This window comes from Paraburkholderia phytofirmans OLGA172 (assembly GCF_001634365.1).
GTDB lineage: Bacteria > Pseudomonadota > Gammaproteobacteria > Burkholderiales > Burkholderiaceae > Paraburkholderia.
The window spans coordinates 1,585,435-1,602,691 of sequence record NZ_CP014579.1; the positions used below are offsets into that span (position 1 = coordinate 1,585,435).

At 63.9% G+C, this 17,257-nt stretch carries 16 protein-coding genes and 1 riboswitch; of the genes, 6 read left to right on the forward strand and 10 right to left on the reverse strand.

The window, feature by feature from the left end:
* Positions 1 to 105 precede the first annotated feature (105 nt).
* Positions 106 to 1,509, forward strand: a complete 1,404-nt coding sequence (locus tag AYM40_RS27140; protein ID WP_063499219.1) for a PLP-dependent aminotransferase family protein — start codon at positions 106 to 108, stop codon at positions 1,507 to 1,509.
* Between the two features lie 164 nt (positions 1,510 to 1,673).
* Here the strand turns inward: AYM40_RS27140 and AYM40_RS27145 are convergent, their stop codons facing one another.
* The 6 genes from AYM40_RS27145 to AYM40_RS27170 form a co-directional block, all read right to left on the reverse strand.
* Positions 1,674 to 2,789: an alkene reductase gene (locus AYM40_RS27145; RefSeq protein WP_063500733.1), complete on the reverse strand. Its 1,116-nt coding sequence runs from the start codon at positions 2,787 to 2,789 to the stop codon at positions 1,674 to 1,676.
* 169 nt (positions 2,790 to 2,958) lie between these two features.
* Positions 2,959 to 3,579, reverse strand: coding sequence for an NAD(P)H:quinone oxidoreductase (gene wrbA / locus AYM40_RS27150; RefSeq protein WP_063499220.1), 621 nt, complete (start codon positions 3,577 to 3,579; stop codon positions 2,959 to 2,961).
* 283 nt (positions 3,580 to 3,862) lie between these two features.
* Complete coding sequence (locus AYM40_RS27155; protein ID WP_063499221.1) at positions 3,863 to 4,498, reverse strand: carbonic anhydrase; 636 nt, start codon at positions 4,496 to 4,498, stop codon at positions 3,863 to 3,865.
* Between the two features lie 442 nt (positions 4,499 to 4,940).
* Positions 4,941 to 5,249 carry a DUF4148 domain-containing protein gene (locus AYM40_RS27160; RefSeq protein WP_063499222.1) on the reverse strand — a complete coding sequence of 103 codons (309 nt, stop codon included), beginning with the start codon at positions 5,247 to 5,249 and terminating at the stop codon, positions 4,941 to 4,943.
* A 300-nt stretch (positions 5,250 to 5,549) separates the two neighbouring features.
* A complete protein-coding gene (locus tag AYM40_RS27165) occupies positions 5,550 to 6,053 on the reverse strand; it encodes a lipocalin-like domain-containing protein (RefSeq protein WP_063499223.1) in 504 nt (167 codons plus the stop codon).
* Positions 6,054 to 6,242: 189 nt separating this feature from the next.
* Positions 6,243 to 6,503 (reverse strand): DUF1488 domain-containing protein, encoded by a 261-nt coding sequence (locus AYM40_RS27170; RefSeq protein WP_063500734.1) that lies wholly within the window; start codon positions 6,501 to 6,503, stop codon positions 6,243 to 6,245.
* A gap of 212 nt (positions 6,504 to 6,715) precedes the next feature.
* On the opposite strand from AYM40_RS27170, the gene AYM40_RS27175 reads away from it, so the two are divergent.
* On the forward strand, positions 6,716 to 8,209 hold the full coding sequence (locus AYM40_RS27175) for an MDR family MFS transporter (RefSeq protein WP_063499224.1): 1,494 nt from the start codon (positions 6,716 to 6,718) through the stop codon (positions 8,207 to 8,209).
* A gap of 64 nt (positions 8,210 to 8,273) precedes the next feature.
* Here the strand turns inward: AYM40_RS27175 and cobM are convergent, their stop codons facing one another.
* The 4 genes from cobM to AYM40_RS27195 are packed head-to-tail and all read right to left on the reverse strand — an operon-like array spanning position 8,274 to position 12,189.
* Positions 8,274 to 9,002: a precorrin-4 C(11)-methyltransferase gene (cobM, locus tag AYM40_RS27180; protein ID WP_063499225.1), complete on the reverse strand. Its 729-nt coding sequence runs from the start codon at positions 9,000 to 9,002 to the stop codon at positions 8,274 to 8,276.
* Positions 9,003 to 9,047: 45 nt separating this feature from the next.
* Complete coding sequence (locus AYM40_RS27185) at positions 9,048 to 9,770, reverse strand: cobalt-precorrin-6A reductase (RefSeq protein WP_063499226.1); 723 nt, start codon at positions 9,768 to 9,770, stop codon at positions 9,048 to 9,050.
* Entirely contained in the window at positions 9,767 to 10,855 is a 1,089-nt protein-coding gene (locus AYM40_RS27190; protein ID WP_063499227.1) for a cobalt-precorrin-5B (C(1))-methyltransferase, read from the reverse strand. Before AYM40_RS27190 ends, AYM40_RS27185 begins: the two co-directional genes overlap by 4 nt.
* On the reverse strand, positions 10,855 to 12,189 hold the full coding sequence (locus tag AYM40_RS27195; RefSeq protein ID WP_063500735.1) for a bifunctional cobalt-precorrin-7 (C(5))-methyltransferase/cobalt-precorrin-6B (C(15))-methyltransferase: 1,335 nt from the start codon (positions 12,187 to 12,189) through the stop codon (positions 10,855 to 10,857). Before AYM40_RS27195 ends, AYM40_RS27190 begins: the two co-directional genes overlap by 1 nt.
* Before the next feature lie 84 nt (positions 12,190 to 12,273).
* A riboswitch (cobalamin riboswitch) is annotated at positions 12,274 to 12,453 on the forward strand.
* A gap of 82 nt (positions 12,454 to 12,535) precedes the next feature.
* On the opposite strand from AYM40_RS27195, the gene AYM40_RS27200 reads away from it, so the two are divergent.
* From AYM40_RS27200 to cobJ, 4 genes are read left to right on the forward strand one after another with little or no spacing between them, the layout of a single operon-like run.
* On the forward strand, positions 12,536 to 14,035 hold the full coding sequence (locus AYM40_RS27200) for an oxidoreductase (RefSeq protein WP_335341238.1): 1,500 nt from the start codon (positions 12,536 to 12,538) through the stop codon (positions 14,033 to 14,035).
* Entirely contained in the window at positions 14,028 to 14,654 is a 627-nt protein-coding gene (locus AYM40_RS27205; protein ID WP_063499229.1) for a precorrin-8X methylmutase, read from the forward strand. The genes AYM40_RS27200 and AYM40_RS27205 overlap by 8 nt, the downstream gene beginning before the upstream one ends.
* Positions 14,655 to 15,386, forward strand: a complete 732-nt coding sequence (locus tag AYM40_RS27210) for a precorrin-2 C(20)-methyltransferase (protein ID WP_063499230.1) — start codon at positions 14,655 to 14,657, stop codon at positions 15,384 to 15,386. It abuts the gene before it with no gap.
* Positions 15,374 to 17,194, forward strand: a complete 1,821-nt coding sequence (gene cobJ / locus AYM40_RS27215; protein WP_063499231.1) for a precorrin-3B C(17)-methyltransferase — start codon at positions 15,374 to 15,376, stop codon at positions 17,192 to 17,194. Before AYM40_RS27210 ends, cobJ begins: the two co-directional genes overlap by 13 nt.
* The last annotated feature ends 63 nt before the right edge of the window (positions 17,195 to 17,257 follow it).

Consider the following 17,257-nt stretch of genomic DNA (forward strand, 5'->3'; position numbering starts at 1 on the left):
GGCGCATCGCTTTTAAGCGTCGCGCAGATGCTTGTCTGGTATAGAATCGGCAAAACTCCGCACAATCGCGGACAAAGTCGATTTTGTATGGAGACATCTGTTCTTATGGCTTCTGGCAAAGACACAGCGCGTGGGGCCAACGGGGCGCCGGCGCAGACGAAGCGCTCCACGTATGCCGAGGTGTCCAGCTCGATCGAGAACGAGATTCGCAGCGGCGTCTATCCGCCGGGCAGCCGCCTGCCACCGCAGCGGCAACTGGCCACGGAACTGGGCATCAATGTGTCGACGGTGTCCCGCGCATACAAGGAATTGCAGTTGCGCGGGCTGGTGATCGGCAGCAAACGGCGCGGGTCGCTCGTCACCGGCGGCGCCATGCCGAGCGTCGAACCGGCCCAGGCGGCCAGCAACGCGGCGATCGACCTGACCGTCAACCGGCCGGCCACCGGCGAATTCCTGAACTGCCTCGCACGCACGCTGGCGGAATTGCCGCGCGATCCGCGCTACCCGCAATTGCAGGAATACCAGCCGCCGCAAGGTCCCGCCTGGGCGCGCGCTGCCGGCGCCCGCTGGATGGCAGCGCCGGGCTTCACGCCGACGCCCGATCACGTGGTTGTCACAAGCGGTGCGCAGCACGGCTTGTATGCGGTGCTGAACAGTCTGATCGGCACGGACGGCGTGATCCTCGCCGATCAACTCACCTACTACGGACTGAAAGCACTGGCTCCGGTATTCCAGTTCGAGATCGTCGGCATTCCGAGCGATCGCGACGGCCTGCTGACCGACGAGGTGGAGCGTGCCTGCCGGCGCATGCCGGTGAAGGCCATCTTCACGGTACCGAATCTGCAGAACCCGACCGTGACGACGATGAGTCTCGAGCGCCGCATGGCGCTCGTCGACATTGCACGCCGGCATGGCGTGGCGATCATCGAAGACGACGTGTATGGGCCGCTCGTTTCGCAGCGGCTGCCGACCATTGCGAGCCTGTGCCCGGAACTGACGTTCCACCTCGCGGCGACCTCGAAGATTCTTGCGCCCGGCCTGCGGCTCGGCTACCTGCTGAGTCCGCCGGACAGTTCCGCGCTTTGTGCGGAGGCGGTGCGCACTACCGCATGGATGCCCGCGCCGATGTCGATGCTGATCGCTTCGATCTGGATCGAGGACGGCACCGCGCGCCACATCATGGACGCGCAGCTTGCCGAAATTCGCGCGCGACAGGACTTGGCTCGCGAGTTGTTGCCGCAGGAATTGCTGCAGACCGATCCGGCATGCATGTTCGTGTGGCTCAAGCTGCCGCCGCCGTGGCGTGCCGACGACTTTGCGGCAAATGCGAAAGCGCGTGGCGTGGTGGTGATGCCGTCGTCGGCATTTGCGGTAGATAGGTCGGAGATCGAGCACGGCGTACGCATCAACCTCGCGTGCGCGACGAGCCGCGATCAACTCGTGAGTGCGTTACGGCTGTTGACGGGCACGCTGAAGGATCGTCCTCGGGCGCTGTTCGGCACGATCTGATGGGCAACGCGGTCTTGCACCGCGGGACCTGCTCCGAGACGCATTGCGTTCAGAAACGGCTCGATCTGCATGTCAGTTCATCCGGCGCAATCGGAGGGTTCGCGTCAAATCAATCGATGCCACCACAGCGACCGCGAGCGCTGGATGCCGAAGCCTGGACCCACTCAGCGCTTCGCTTCGTCATCCATCGTTGGATAATCGATGTAGCCTTCCGCGCCGCCGCCATACATCGTGTTCTGATCCGGTTCGTTCAGTGACGCGCCGACCCTGAGTCGCTCGACCAGATCGGGATTGGAAATGAACGGCCGGCCGAACGCGATCAGATCCGCCCGTTTCGCCTTGAGCGTCTTCTGCGCGAGTGCCATGTCGTAGCCATTGTTCGCCATGAACAATCCATCGAATGCCTGGCGCAACACCTGCAGATCGAAGCCGCCCGCGACTTCACGCGTGCCGCCCGTGTCGCCTTCGATCACGTGCAGGTAGACCAGCCTGAAGGCATTGAGCTGCTTCACCACATAGGTGAAAAGGGGTTCGGGATTGCTGTCGTCGATATCGCCGAAGCTGCTGAGCGGCGAAATACGCACGCCGACGCGCTCGCCGCTCCAGACGTCCGTCACTGCATCGGCCACTTCCAGCAACAGGCGCGCGCGATTTTCGATCGAGCCGCCATATTGATCGGTTCGTTGATTGGTCTTGTCGCGCAGGAACTGGTCGAGCAGGTAGCCGTTTGCCGCGTGGATTTCCACACCGTCGAAACCGGCGGCCTTTGCGTTTTGCGCGGCCACACGATATTGCTCGACAATGCCCGCCATTTCCGAGGTTTCAAGTGCGCGCGGCGTGACGAGCGGCACGAAGCCGTCGTCGGTATAAGCCTGGCCTTCGGGTTTGATCGCCGAAGGCGCCACGGGCAACGCATTGCCCGGCTGCAACGACGGATGAGAAATGCGGCCCACATGCCACAACTGCAGGTAGATATGGCCGCCCTTCGCATGCACGGCATCGGTAATGCGTTTCCACGCCTCTACTTGAGCCGCGTCGTAAATACCGGGCGTGAACACATAGCCCTTGCCTTGCGGCGAAATCTGCGTCGCCTCGGCAATGATGAGACCGGCCGTCGCACGTTGCGCGTAATACTCGACGGCCAGTTCGCCCGGCACATCGGCCTCCTTCGCGCGACTGCGCGTGAGCGGCGCCATCACGATGCGATTGGGCAACTGCAGCGGCCCGAGCTTGACCGGCTCGAACAGGTAACTATCGACGTGCGCGGATTCGGTAGACATGGGGGTTCCCTCGAAAAAGATCCAACCCATTGAAAAGCGGCTGGATGCTCCTTAGCGCTGGCAGCAAGTGGCGCGAGCATTGAGCGGCCAAACCCGCGAATGGGACAAGGCGGCAAAGAAGCCGTTCCGGTCGGCCGCCGACCGGAACGGCGAGCTATGGCAAGCCAGATTATTTTGCCGCGAGTTTCGCGGCAATCTGAGCGACGTGCCGCCCCTGGAAACGTGCAATGGCCAGTTCGTTCTCGCTTGGCAGACGCGAGCCGTCGGCCTTGGTAAGGGTGGTCGCGCCATACGGCGTGCCGCCCGAGATTTCGTCCATGTTGAGCAAACGCGCCTCGGAATACGGCACACCGACGATCACCATGCCCTGATGCAGCAGCGTGGTGTGAAAGCTCGTGATCGTGGTCTCCTGCCCGCCATGCTGGCTTGCGGTGCTGGAGAATACGCTGCCGACCTTGCCGATCAGTCCGCCGCTCATCCACAAACCGCCGGTCTGATCGAGGAAGTTACGCATCTGCGCGCACATGTTGCCAAAGCGTGTGGGTGTGCCGAAGATAATGGCGTCCGCGTTGACCAATTGCTCGACCGTTGCTACCGGCACGTGCGCAAACGTCGCACGCGGCGCTTTGGCGCCGCTCTTCTCCAGTACCTCGTCGGGCACCAGTTCCGCCACCTGATACACCGAGACGTCCGTATCGGCCACCTCGCGCGCGCCCTCCGCGACAGCCTCGGCCATTCGATAAATGTGACCGTACATGCTGTAGAACACCACCTGAATCCTGGTTGTCATTGCGGCTCTCCTGGTTCGTCACGTCACGCCCATGTCAGGCTCATCTCATCGCACCTTCACGCTCCATATTCATTTCACTGGTCTCTCAAGTCACGCCGAGTTTCGCGAGCAGCGCTCTGGCAGTATAGGCGGCTATCCGGAACGCAGAAGATGTTTTCCAGTCGTGCTACGCGCCTTTTGCGGCATGCAGCCAGGCTCCACTGCAACGCGTCGCTCGACTGGCAACGATGCGCGACCGGCACGACTCGACGAACGGCCGCGCCCGTCACATCAAAACGCCGCGTCAGACAACATAAATTTCGGGGTTGTCCACCAGGGGCAAAAATTGCTCCGTGCGCCCATCGAGTGCGAGCATCGCGCCACTTTCGATGTTGAAAATCCAGCCATGCAGTCGCAGCGTTTTGTTCGCCAGCCCCACGGCCACCGACGGATGAGTGCGAATATTCGCGAGTTGAGCCATCACGTTATCTTTGACGAGGGCGTCGAGACGCTCCGCATCCGATGCGTAAGTTCGTGACGCGTTGATCGCTTTTGCCGCGTCGGCGTGACGAAGCCAACTCGCCACTGCCGGCAGATGGTCGAGGTTCTTGCACGAGCAGATCGCCGTCATCGCTCCGCAATTGGAGTGGCCGCAAATCACGATATCGCGCACACCCAGTACGGCCACCGCGTATTCGACGGTGGCCGATACTCCGCCCGGCTCCGGGCCGTAAGACGGCACGATGTTGCCCGCATTGCGAATCACGAACAGCGAGCCGGGTTCCACCTGTGTCAGTAACTCGGGAACAACACGGCTGTCCGAGCAGGTCACGAACAGCGTGCTCGGGCTTTGCGCAATCGATAAACGCTTGAACAATGCGCTCTGCTGCGGGAAGACTTCGCGTTGAAAGCGGATGAATCCTTTTATGATTTCTTGCACGGCGTTCTCCGGATAGTCGAAGCCTCAGCCTGCCGAGCCTGTGGCAGAGGTCCAAGGCGTGTCTGCGATCGGTTCGCGCGACTATACCGCAGTCGCAGCGCCGTCTCATCCCTCGTCGGGCTCGAGGGTCCCCAAAGTCGATCCTGAAGCACAAACTGTACGCCGGCACGTACCCGCTCTGAATAAAAAAACCCCGGCTGTTACCAGCCGGGGCCAACTCTCTCGCTCGCACACCGGAAACCGTGCGTGCATCAATACTGTACCTGCTCAAACGAAGCGGATATACATGCGACTCTGGAAGAGTCCCTTCCACCTCTCGCCGGCTCCGCGGCTCACACCTGAACGCGTTGCGCTAATGCGCGCCGTCACACCACTGCACGCACAAGCGCAACACGACCGGGTCGATCACCCCTCGCCGCGTCGTCGGCGAAGCTAACGTATATTAACGGCTATACATTGCGTTCCAGTCGGCTGAGGAGACCGCGGGACGGCCGCTTTGCGACGCCCCCGCAGCGCTGCCGCCGTAGCCGCTCGCGTTGCTGTTTTGTGTGGCGATGCGTGCTTCCGCTGCCTGAATCGCGTCAGGATAATGCGCCTCGTCGCCGTCACCGACGTGATAACCCGTTTGCTGGAGCTGAACCAGTTCGGCACGCACCTGCTCACGCGTGATACGGGAATTCGATTGCGCAAAAACGGTGGCAGAAGCAGCCAGCGAAGCAACGATAACGACGGCCTTGATCATGGACTTCATGGTAAAAACAACCTCCGATAATTGATGGTATGCGGTCCGTCGAATCCTGCTCTCCGTGACCGCAGGACCTAATATAGACGCCGATTCCGCTGAGAATAACGGGCGCTCATCGAAGGGATTGTTGTTGAATCTGGAGAAATTGCCCGGCCGCGCACTGCCACAGATCGACAGCGCGCGGCCAGACGAATGTCGCACAAGCTGCGCTTGCTGCGCGAATGGCTACATGGAATGGCTACATGAATTGCGACATCGCGATCAGAAACGCGCGCGAACAACAAACCGGCTGGCCGGCGAGGCGCGCTATTTCATGCGTTGCCACACGACTTTCGACGATCCATAGCCGAACGCGCCCGGCGTGATGTACGTCAGCCGGTCGCCGTCGAGCGTAAATGGGCGGCGCTGAACCTCTGCGTCCCAGTTTGGAAAAGTGCTCTTCTGAATGTGGAAAACGATAACCTGGGCCACCGGGTCCACGGCATACGTGCCGAAATGCGCGACGTTGCCGCGGGCGATCTTCGCGTTCTCTTCCGCCGTGCCTTGCTGCCGGTCCCCCGACGTGAATTTCGGCAGGTCCGAACTCAGCACGAGCAGCACGTAGCGGCCGTCATTGCCGAAGATGAGCTGCCCTTCAGGATGCGGACCGAGCAAATCGATTTCGCTGCCGCTCTTCGCCACCGTCAGCGAGACCAGCGACCACGATCCCACCACGCTGGTTGCTGCCTGAGCAAAAGCGCTTCGCACCGGCGCGCACAATGCTGCGAACGCGATCACGATGGCGGCAAGGACCTGGCGGTTTGGTTTCATGACGTTCTCCACGCGCGCGAGGACGTCAAATCAGACGAATCCGTCGCGCTTCGCTAACACTTGCGTAAAGATCGCGTGTGTTCGGGTGTTTTGAAGCGTAGGCGGTTTGCTGGCGAAAAGCTATCGGAGCGGGCCCGGCGCCCGTATGCCGGACCGCCCTCATAGGTCACGATTTGAGCCGCTCCGGCCTCAGTTGAAATCCCCGCTTTCGAGCTCGACGGACTTTCCCCCATTTTTTTCGAGGACCCGCCGCGTCGCATTTTCAATCCGCGCGCGATTTGCCTCGAAGGTCCCGACCAGATTGTGCGCCGATGGACCCTCGTTGCCGAAATGGTCGTTCAGCGCGTCCAGCGACACGCTGCACCAGACGTCAGCCCCATCGACATTGGCTTCGAAGGCGACGCGCGCCGCTGCCACCACTTCACGGCGTCCGGTGAATTCGATCCTCATAATGACCCTCCATTTGGCGAAAGCGACGCTGAACGCGCAAAGCTTGTGCCAAGCCGCTTCAGGCCGGCCATGGCTGCCCGCGTTCAGCGCACATTCTCCGCAAGGTGCATACTCGACATCGGCCGCCCTGGAGCGGCCGCGCTTTTGCGTCGCGGCGCGCGTGTCATCTGCCACGCCGTCAGACGCTTCCAACATCCTAATACTACTGCCCCATGTCCCGCAGCCCGCAATCGTCGCGTCCTTTAGTCATTGCCGCAGTCATGGCTTCTATGGCGATGGTCGCCATAGAAGCCACCATCGTTTCCACCGCCATGCCGCAGATCGTCGCGCAACTCGGCGATCTGCATCTGTATAGCTGGGTCTTTTCGTCGTTCCTGCTGACGCAAACCGCGATGACCGTGGTGTTCGGCAAGCTCGCCGACCTCTATGGGCGCAAGCCGGTCGTACTCGCCGGCATCGCGGTCTTTCTGCTCGGCTCGGTGCTGGCCGGCTTCGCCTGGTCGATGCCCGCCATGATCGTGTTCCGCCTGATTCAGGGTGTCGGCGCGGGCGCGATCCAGCCGGTCACGCTGACCATCGTCGCCGATCTCTATCCGGCGCGCGAACGCGGCAAGGTGCAGGGTTATCTGGCCAGCGTGTGGGCCATTTCAGCGGTGGTCGGGCCGATGGTGGGTGGCTTCATCATTCACAACCTGTCGTGGGCGTGGATCTTCTGGATGAACGTGCCGATCGGCCTTGCCTCGGCCGCGGGCTTCATGGCGTTCCTGCGCGAATCGGAGCGGCATGCGCGTCCGTCGATCGACTTCGCGGGCGCGGCCCTGTTCATGGCGGCGATCGCGGCACTGATGATGGCGCTGACCTATGCGGGCGACGACGAGATCGCCAAGGCATCGCTTGCGGGTGGCGCGTTCATGCTGTGCCTGCTGGTGTTCGTGTTCCAGGAGCGCCGCGCGGCTGAGCCGATGATCTCGTTCGCGCTCTGGAGCCGCCGGCCGATTGCCGCGTGCAATGCCGCAACCGTGCTGTCCGGCATGATCCTGATGGGCGCCACCACCTTCCTGCCGATGTATGTTCAGGGCGTGCTGCACCGCTCGCCGGTGGTCGCCGGTCTTGCACTCACGATGATGATGGTGGGCTGGCCGGCGGGCGCGACGCTCGCGGCAAAATCATTTCACCGCCTCGGCTTGCGGCGCATTCTGATCGGCGGCAGCGCGTTCATCCCGCTTGGCGCGGTGCTGCTGCTGTTCCTGCAGCCAGGCGGCTCGCCGCTCATCGCGGCGTTTGGCTCGCTCATCATCGGCTTCGGCATGGGCACGTCGAGCGTCAGTTCGCTGGTGCTGATCCAGGAGATCGTCAAGATGGACGAGCGCGGCAGCGCCACCGCATCGAATCTCTTTTCGCGCAATCTCGGCAGCACGCTCGGCGCGACGCTGTTCGGCGCGGTACTCAACTTCGGGCTCAGTCACTCGAAGGACGTCGCCGTGGTCACCTCGGACCAGCTAAAGGCGCTGTTGCAAAATCAGGTGGCGAGTCTCGCCGACAGCGACATGATCCGCGTGGTGTTGCATCAGTCGCTGCACCTGACCTTCATCTCGATCTTCGTGATTGCGATTTTTGTGGTCGCGCTGCTGAGCTTCGTGCCGGCGATCAACATCGGGATGGCGAAGAAGGCGCAGCTTGAAGCGTTGTCGCCGCTTGAGGATTGAACTTCGCTACTAGCGACCACCGCCTCTTCAAGCAAAGGCTCGCAGATCACTTCGGGTGTGCGGGTCAGCCGCCTTTCGCGTACAACGTCGACTCCGCAAAGCCAACGGCCGCGAGCACCTGTCCCACCAGGATCAGCGCAGTCCGCTCAATATGGGTGGACTGCACTTTGCCGACGATATCGTCGAGCGTCCCGGTGATTTTTTCTTCGTCCGGCCAGCTCGCGCGATAGATCACCGCGACGGGACAAGCGCCGCCGTAATGCGGCCGCAATTCATCGACGATGCGCGCGAGATGGCGTACGCCGAGGTGAATCGCCATCGTCGCGCGATGTCTCGCGAGGTCGGCGAGTTGTTCGCCTTCCGGCATGGTCGTTTTGCTGGCAAAGCGCGTGAGGATCAGCGTCTGCGAAATATTGGGCAGCGTGAGTTCGCAGCCGAGCGTCGCCGCGCATGCCGCGGTCGCCGTCACGCCGGGCACGATTTCGTAGGGAATGTCGAGTTCGCGCAGTCTGCGGATCTGCTCGCCGATCGCGCCATACAGGGACGGGTCGCCGGAATGCACGCGCGCCACATCCTGGCCTTTGTCGTGTGCGGCCTTGAGTAACGCGACGATCTGATCGAGGTCGAGCTCGGCGGTATTCACGACCTGCTCCGCGCTATGCCCCTCTAACACAGCGGCCGGCACCAGCGAGCCGGCGTACAGGATCACCGGACAGCCGCGCACGAGCCGCTGCCCTTTCACTGTGATCAGTTCCGGATCGCCGGGACCCGCGCCGATAAAAAACACCGTCATTCAACACTCCATGATTCGTTCGGCCGCATGTCATACATACGACATTTAACCTAAGACTTGCAATGCTTCCAGCAAATCGGCCACGTTTGCAAACTCGCGATCGACCGCGGGCAATTCAGGGCGCCGCAGCATCACGACCGGCACGCCGCGTTCGCGCGCGACTTCAAGTTTCGCTTCAGTGGCGCTACCGCCGCTGTTTTTGCTGACGACGACATCGAATGCTTCCGCGCTGAACAGCGCTCGTTCGCCCTCGAGCGTAAACGGGCCGCGTGCCGCCAGAATCCGCGCACGTGGATTGGCTTCGTGTGCGTCGAGGCAGCGTATCGTCCAGAACTGCTGCGGCGGGATTTCGTCGAGATGCGCGAGCGGTTCGCGTCCAAGCGTGAACAGCGGCCGCCTGAACGAAGCGAGCGCGGCCGCGAGTTCGGCCCAATCGCCGATCATGCGCCAGTCGTCGCCGGCTTGCGGCTGCCAGCCCTCGCGGCGCAGCGCCCAGCACGGTACGCGCGCGGCGCTGCTCGCTTTCGCGGCATTGGCGCTGATCTGCGCGGCGTACGGATGCGTTGCGTCGATCACGAGGCCAATGCGTTCGTCTTCGATATAGCGCGCCATGCCTTCGCTGCCGCCAAAGCCGCCTACGCGTACCCCACACGAGAGATCGCCCGGCACCTTGCCGAGGCCCGCGAGACTGTACATGTGCTCCGGGCCAAGTTGCCTTGCGATCCGCAAAGCGTCGCCGGTGCCGCCGAGCAGCAGGACTCGCATCATTGCGCGGTTCCGATCAGATTGCCCTGGCGGTCGATCGCGAACATTTCGACCGCAACCTGCGGCGGCACGATATCGCGCGCGACAGCAAGGGCGTGACGGCAGACGATATCGCCAAGCGGCACGTGCTGCGCGTGCGCCAACGCGACGGCCTGCTGACTCGTATTGGCTGCGAGGATCGCCGCCTGCAACGCGTCGTCCGCGCCATGTTCGGCGGCCCAGTTTGCGAGCCGTTCCAGATCGATGCTCGAATTGCGGCTATGCAGATCGAGGTGCCCGGCTGCCAGCTTGCTAAGTTTGCCGAAGCCGCCGCACACGCTCAGGCGCTCGACCGGGGCGCGCTTCATATGCTTGAGCACCGCGCCGACGAAGTCGCCCATTTCGATCAGCGCGATGTCCGGCAGACCGTAGTGCGCGCGCATTGCGTCTTCGCTTGCGTTGCCGGTGCAGGCTGCGAGATGCATGTAACCGTTGGCACGCGCGACGTCGATGCCCTGATGAATCGACGCGATATAGGCCGAGCACGAGAACGGCCGCACGATGCCGGTGGTGCCGAGAATCGACAAGCCGCCGAGAATGCCGAGGCGCGGGTTCATCGTTTTCAGCGCGAGTGCTTCGCCGCCTTCGACGCCGATCGTCACTTCGAAGCCGCCGGTGTATCCATGTTCGGCCGCGAGCTCGATCAGATGCTCGGTCATCATCTTGCGCGGTACCGGATTGATCGCCGGTTCGCCGACCGCCAGCGTGAGGCCGGCGCGCGTCACGGTGCCAACGCCGGGTCCCGCGCGGAATATCACCCCTGGTTCGGCACGCAGGCGCACGCGGGCGAATACGATCGCGCCGTGCGTCACGTCGGGGTCGTCGCCTGCGTCTTTCACCGTGCCCGCTTCGGCGCCGTCGGCGCACAGGCGGCAGAACACCAGCGGCAGCGGCACGTGCTGGCCCTTCGGCAATACGATCTCCGCGACCTCGCTGACGATACCCGCGAGCAGCAGACGCGCGGCCGCGAGCGACGTCGCGGTGGCGCAGCTGCCGGTCGTGTAGCCGCTACGCAGCGGCGCGGGTTGTTCGGGCGTTTCTTCGCGCATTAGGGTTGCGGTGAGGCGGCTGAGGTGCCATTAGCGGCATTGATGTCACTGGCGCCATTCGTGCCATTCGTGCTGCTTGTGGCGTGCGCGCCGTTCGTGTTGCTCGCACTGGACGTGCCGCTGGCGCCGTCAGCCGGCTTGGTGACATCCAGCAGTGTAATCGGCAGCGCCTGGCGCCAGGTATCGAAGCCGCCAAGCGGCTGGGCCTCGGCAAGCGCGATCCGGGTCAGCGTGCCGCCATGCTGCTCCCGCCACGCCGCGAGCGTCGCCTCGCCTTGCAAAGTGACCGCATTGGCGACCAGCCTCCCGCCGTCACGCAGACGCGCCCAGCAGGCATCGAGCACGCCCGGCGCCGTCACGCCGCCGCCGATGAACACCGCATCCGGCACAGCCAATCCTGCCAGCGCATCGGGCGCGCGGCCAGCCACCAACTGCAGACCCGGCACGCCCAATGCATCGCGATTGTGTTCGATGAAGCGCTGCCGCTCCGCGTGCCCTTCGATCGCGATCGCGCGGCAAGTCGGGTGCGCGCGCATCCATTCGATGCCGATCGATCCGCTGCCCGCGCCCACATCCCAGAGCAATTCGCCGGGCGTCGGCGCGAGCCGCGCCAGCGTGATCGCGCGGACGTCGCGTTTGGTCAACTGACCGTCGTGGCGAAAGGCGTCGTCGGGCAAGCCGGCGGTCAACGGCAAACGCGGGGCGCCCTCCGTTGCCCGGCATTCGAGCGCAATCAGGTTCAGCGCCGCCACGTCACCCGCGGACCACTGATCCGCGCGGCCATCCATACACCGCTCCCGAGCGCCGCCCAAGTGCTCCAGCACGGTCATCCGGGTCGCGCCGAAACCGCGCGCATGCAGCAGTTCGGCCAGCGCGGCGGGCGTGCGCCCGTCGGCGCTCAGCACGAAGACGCGCGCGCCGTCGTGCAGATGAGCGTTCAGCGTCGGCAACGGCCTTCCCACCAGCGAAACCGTGGCGACATCCTGCAACGGCCAGCCAAGCCGCGCGGCCGCCAGCGACAACGACGACGGCGCAGGCAGCACCCGCAACTCACCTGCCGGCAACTGCCGCGCCAGCGTCGCGCCGACGCCGAACAGCATCGGGTCCCCGCTCGCCAGCACGCACACGGACCCGGTACGCTCCGCCAGCAAAGGCGCGAGATCGAACGGCCTCGGCCATGCCGCCCGGCGCGCGGCGAGGCGCGCGGGCAGCATCGCCAGATGACGTTCGCCGCCATAAACCACCGACGCCTCCAGCAAAGCACGCCGCGCGGGCCTCCCCAAGCCGGCGAAGCCGTCATCGCCTATGCCCACCACGGTCAGCCACGCCGGCATGCATCCATCCTCGTTCTGTATCTTCAAATAATGCGCTGTGCCACGCCGATCAAAGCGTCCAGCCTCGTTGTGCTGTTCGAAAAAAGGCATAATACAGCCGCCGGTGCCCTTCGGGGCCGAAGAGGGAACACAGTGTCGCTGTGGCTGCCCCCGCAACTGTATGCAGCGAGTCCGCCTGCGCTCCGTGCCACTGGTTAGACCGGGAAGGCCGCGGCGGACCATGACCTGCCAGCCAGGAGACCTGCCGGCCAGACTGTTCGTGCCAGCCTACATCGGGCGGGGTGTACCGATGCCGCAGCAATGCCCGACCGGGCGGCGCTCGGGCCGTCGCGCGACGCTAAACCCGGTGTCCGTCTTGAATCAAGCTCCGCCCTCCTCCACTGCTTTGCCCGACGCGGCCCTCGCGCTGCGGCCCTCGGCGTGTCCAGGGCTGCTGCGCATCGTCGCCGCGCGCGATGGTGGAATCTGCCGGATCAAATTGCCCGGCGGGGAGCTGAGCGCCGGGCAGGCCTTGGCGATTGCCGAGGCGAGCACGCAGCATGCGGCCGGTGTCGTCGAGCTGACCAATCGCGCGAATCTGCAAGTGCGCGGCGTGCGCAGCGGTCATGAAGCGGCGTTGAGCGCGGCGCTGGTCGACGCGGGGCTAGGGCCGATTCGGGCGGCCGCTGCGGACGATGTGCGCAATGTGATGCTGAGCCCGACTGCTGGCCGCGATCCATTTGCGCTGTTCGATACGAGGCCGCTCTGCGTCGAACTGCTTGCATTGCTGCAAACCGAAGCGCGTTTCGCGGCGCTATCACCCAAATTCGCGCTTCTGCTCGATGGTGGCGAGCGCCTTGCGAGGCTCGATCATCCGCATGATATCTGGCTGGCAGCGACGCAAGTTGAAGACGGGGTGCGATTCGTGTTTGGTTTGACGGGTTGTCCGCCTGCTGTGGCGAACGCGGATGTTGACGCTGAAGCTGACGCTGACGCTGATGCGGGTACCGATGCGTTCCAGCATGCCGAATACGCCGACTCGCGTGACGCCACAGAGCGCCCTCGCACGGATAGCGCGGGCGCCCTCGGCGCCGTGCTGCCCGCGCAAGTCGCGGGTCTTGTCCGCGCGCTGCTGAATACGTTCCTCGATCTGGCCACCACCGACGCCACGCGCATGCGTCATCTGCTTGCCGCGCATTCCGTCGACGCCGTATTGCAGCACGCTCAAAAGTACGTCGATTTCCCACTGTCACGCGACACGTCGCTCGCAAACTGGCGACGCGCCACGCCTGCCGATGCCGCGCTGCGGCTCGGTGCGCACGCTCAGCGAGTCGTGGGAATGCTGCACGTAGGCGGCCAACCGCCGCTCGGACGCCTCGACGCCGCCACCTTGCGCGGCCTTGCCACGCTCTCACAACAGCGCGGCAACGGCACGCTGCGCATGACGCCCTGGCAAAGCGTGTTACTGCCCGATATCGCTGCCAATGCCGCGCCCGCCGTGCTCGCTGAAATGAACGCGCTGGGCCTCGCCTGCGACCCCGCGCAGCCTATTGCGCACTTGATCGCCTGCGCCGGTTCCACAGGTTGCGCAAAAAGCCTCGCCGATACCAAAGCCGACGCGCTGCTTTTAGCGGATCGCTTGCCCAAAGGTGTCGACGTCCATCTGAGCGGCTGTCCGCGCTCATGCGCCGCCGCGCATCGCGCGCCGTACACACTGCTGGCCGCGGCGCCCGGCATCTACGACCTTTATCGACGCGACGGCCAGCCGGGTTTCGGCTCGTGCGTCGCGCACCAACTCACGATCGAACAGGCCGCCGACATGCTCGACCCATTGGCACACGCGGCCCGGAGCCCTATAGATGCTTGATTACATTCGCGACGGTCAGGAGATCTATCGCCAATCCTTCGCGACGATACGTGCGGAGGCCGATCTCTCGCGCGTTCCTGCCGACCTCGAGAAACTCGCAGTGCGCGTGATCCACGCCTGCGGCATGGTCGACGTCATTGACGATCTTCAGTTTTCCGAAGGCGCAGGTGCGGCGGGCCGTGTGGCGCTCGCGCAGGGCGCGCCGATTTTGTGCGACGCCGGCATGGTGGCGCAAGGCATCACGCGCGCACGGCTGCCAGCGAACAACGAAGTAATCTGCACGCTCATGCATCAAAACGTGCCCGCGCTCGCGCGCGAACTCGGCAATACGCGCTCGGCCGCCGCGCTCGAATTGTGGCGGCCGCATCTGGCCGGCAGCGTCGTCGTGATCGGCAACGCACCGACCGCCCTCTTTCATCTGCTCGACATGCTCGATGCCGGTGCGCCGAGGCCCGCGCTGATTCTCGGTTTTCCGGTCGGTTTCGTCGGCGCGGCCGAATCGAAAGCCATGCTTGCCGAAAACAGCCGCGGCGTGCCCTACGTCGTGGTTCACGGTCGACGCGGCGGCAGCGCGATGGCTGCCGCCGCTGTGAATGCGCTGGCGACGGAGGTGGAGTAAATGACCGCGCAAGGACGTTTATTCGGACTCGGCGTCGGCCCCGGCGACCCGGAACTCATCACGCTGAAAGCGCTGCGTTTGCTGAGAGCGGCACCGGTGGTCGCGTATTTCGTCGCAAAGGGGAAAAAGGGCAATGCCTTCAGCATCATCGAGGCGCATCTGCACGACGCTCAACAGCATCTGCCGCTCGTTTATCCCGTGACCACCGAAGCACTCGAACCGCCGCTTTCGTATGAAGCGATCATCGCCGACTTCTACGACACCGCTGCGGAAATCGTCGCCGACCATCTCGACGCGGGCCGCGACGTCGCGGTGATTTGTGAAGGCGATCCGTTTTTCTACGGCTCGTATATGTATTTGCACGACCGCCTCGCGGCGCGTTTCGAGGCCGAAGTCGTGCCCGGTGTGTGCTCGATGCTCGGCGGCACGGCGGTACTCGGTTCGCCGCTGGTGTATCGCAATCAGAGCTTGTCGGTGCTCTCCGGCGTCTTGCCCGAAGACGAATTGCGCCGGCGTCTCGCCGATGCGGACGCCGCAGTCATCATGAAACTCGGCCGCAATTTCGATAAGGTGCGGCGCGTGCTCGGCGAACTGGGGCTCGCGCATCGTGCGCTTTATGTCGAACGCGCGACCATGGGCAATCAGCGCATCGTGCCGCTTGACGAAGTCGATCCGATGGCCTCGCCGTATTTTTCGCTGCTCGTGGTGCCGGGGGAAAAATGGCAAGGTTGACGCCACCCGCGATTGTGATTCTCGGCGTGGGCGCGCTGGCGACGGCGCGGCGGATTCAGATGCTGTATGCAGGTTGCCAGGTGCATGCCTTGCAGGGGCGAGTCGAGGCTGATGTCTCGTACACGGAACTCGGCGCGCATCTTTGCGAGCTGTATGCACGCGGCACGCCGATCATTGCACTGTGTGCGGCCGGGATCGTGATTCGCTGCGTTGCGCCGTTGTTGTCGAACAAAGGCGTCGAGCCGCCGGTGCTGGCCGTTGCAGAAGATGGCAGTGCGGTCGTGCCGTTGCTCGGCGGTCTTGCCGGCGTCAACGTCATGGCACGCGAGATTGCTACTGAGTTGGCCGTGTCGCCGGCGATTACGACGAGTGGCGAACTGCGATTCGGCACGTGTGTGCTCAATCCGCCTGAGGGCTATGCGCTCGCGGATATAGCGCAAGGCAAGCGCTTCGTGTCGGATCTGCTGGCGGGTGAAAGCACTCGCATCGAGGGTGAAGCGCCGTGGCTCGATGATGCGCAACTGCCACGCGCAGAATCGGCACGTCTCGCGATTCGCGTGACGCCGCGTGTGTGGGATGGACGGGATGATGAGTTGGTGATTCATCCGCGGAGTGTGGTGGCGGCGGTGACGGGTACGGGTACGGGTGCTGGCGCCGGTGCTGGTGCTGGTGCTGGTGCACGCTCTGTTATGAACGCCGACCTCGGCGCAAACTCCCGTTCAGATGCGTGGACGGATTCAGGCGCGCGAATCGCCGCGCTGGTGCGCGAGGCGTTGGACGCGCATGGTCTTGCGGCGCTCTCGCTCTCGGCCTTGCTGGCCTCTTCCGAACACATGGCGGACCCGGCGCTCGCCGATGCCGCGGCGAGCCTGAACGTGCCGCTGCGTTTTGCCCAGCCGCGCCCGGAAGACGGCGAGCCGCCGGGCAATTTGCTGCATGCCGCGCTGCGCGTCCCTTATCAAACGTTGCATGACGACGCAGACGCAGGGGTTGCGCTCGCGTTGGCAGCGTTGGCAATCGACCCGGACACGATTGGCCGCTCACGTGGCCGTTTGACGGTGATCGGCCTCGGCCCCGGCAGCGCCGATCTGATGGTGCCTGCCGCGCGAACAGCGCTGAACGAAGCCACCGATATTCTCGGCTACGACACCTACGTGAAAATGGCCGGCCCCTTGCGCGCCGATCAACGCGTACACGGCACGGACAATCGCGAGGAGATGCAGCGGGCGCGTCATGCGTTCGAACTCGCTAGCACAGGGCGGTCTGTGGTGATGGTGTCGTCAGGCGATCCTGGTGTGTTTGCAATGGCGGCTGCGGTGCTTGAGGCGCTCGAAGAAGGAGGTTCGACAACTGCCGACTGGCGCGCGGTCCAACTCGCCATCGTGCCGGGGGTGTCCGCTGCCATGGCGACCGCAGCGCAAGCCGGCGCGCCGTTGGGTCATGACTTCTGCATGCTGTCGTTATCCGACAATCTGAAACCGTGGACCATCATCGAGAAGCGCCTCAGGCATGCGGCCGAAGCGGATCTGGTGATGGCTTTCTACAACCCGATCTCTCGCGCACGGCCGTGGCAGTTAGATAAAGCGCTGGACATCGTGCGGGAATATCGCGCGGCGGCGACCAAAGTCGTGCTTGGCCGCGATATCGGCAGACCGGGCAGTACATTGCGCACGATCACGCTCGGCGAACTGCGCTCTTCCGATGTCGATATGCGCACGATGGTGATCGTGGGGTCGTCGACGACGCGGGCGTTCGCTAACGGCGTCGACGGTGGCGAGTGGGTTTATACGCCGCGGTGGTATGAGTGAACACAGTGCGTTAGTTTCGCCCCATCCCCCTCGCCACCGCCTCCATTTGCACCCCAGCGGCCC

Excerpts from the sequence above, each read along its gene's own strand:
- AYM40_RS27175 (WP_063499224.1), top strand. The coding sequence starts at position 6,716 with ATGTCCCGCAGCCCGCAATCGTCGCGTCCTTTAGTCATTGCCGCAGTC.
- AYM40_RS27140 (WP_063499219.1), top strand. The coding sequence starts at position 106 with ATGGCTTCTGGCAAAGACACAGCGCGTGGGGCCAACGGGGCGCCGGCG.
- cobJ (WP_063499231.1), top strand. The coding sequence starts at position 15,374 with ATGGCAAGGTTGACGCCACCCGCGATTGTGATTCTCGGCGTGGGCGCG.
- AYM40_RS27195 (WP_063500735.1), bottom strand. The coding sequence starts at position 12,189 with ATGCCGGCGTGGCTGACCGTGGTGGGCATAGGCGATGACGGCTTCGCC.
- AYM40_RS27160 (WP_063499222.1), bottom strand. The coding sequence starts at position 5,249 with ATGAAGTCCATGATCAAGGCCGTCGTTATCGTTGCTTCGCTGGCTGCT.
- AYM40_RS27145 (WP_063500733.1), bottom strand. The coding sequence starts at position 2,789 with ATGTCTACCGAATCCGCGCACGTCGATAGTTACCTGTTCGAGCCGGTC.
- AYM40_RS27205 (WP_063499229.1), top strand. The coding sequence starts at position 14,028 with ATGCTTGATTACATTCGCGACGGTCAGGAGATCTATCGCCAATCCTTC.
- AYM40_RS27165 (WP_063499223.1), bottom strand. The coding sequence starts at position 6,053 with ATGAAACCAAACCGCCAGGTCCTTGCCGCCATCGTGATCGCGTTCGCA.
- AYM40_RS27170 (WP_063500734.1), bottom strand. The coding sequence starts at position 6,503 with ATGAGGATCGAATTCACCGGACGCCGTGAAGTGGTGGCAGCGGCGCGC.
- AYM40_RS27210 (WP_063499230.1), top strand. The coding sequence starts at position 14,655 with ATGACCGCGCAAGGACGTTTATTCGGACTCGGCGTCGGCCCCGGCGAC.
- AYM40_RS27190 (WP_063499227.1), bottom strand. The coding sequence starts at position 10,855 with ATGCGCGAAGAAACGCCCGAACAACCCGCGCCGCTGCGTAGCGGCTAC.
- AYM40_RS27185 (WP_063499226.1), bottom strand. The coding sequence starts at position 9,770 with ATGATGCGAGTCCTGCTGCTCGGCGGCACCGGCGACGCTTTGCGGATC.
- wrbA (WP_063499220.1), bottom strand. The coding sequence starts at position 3,579 with ATGACAACCAGGATTCAGGTGGTGTTCTACAGCATGTACGGTCACATT.
- cobM (WP_063499225.1), bottom strand. The coding sequence starts at position 9,002 with ATGACGGTGTTTTTTATCGGCGCGGGTCCCGGCGATCCGGAACTGATC.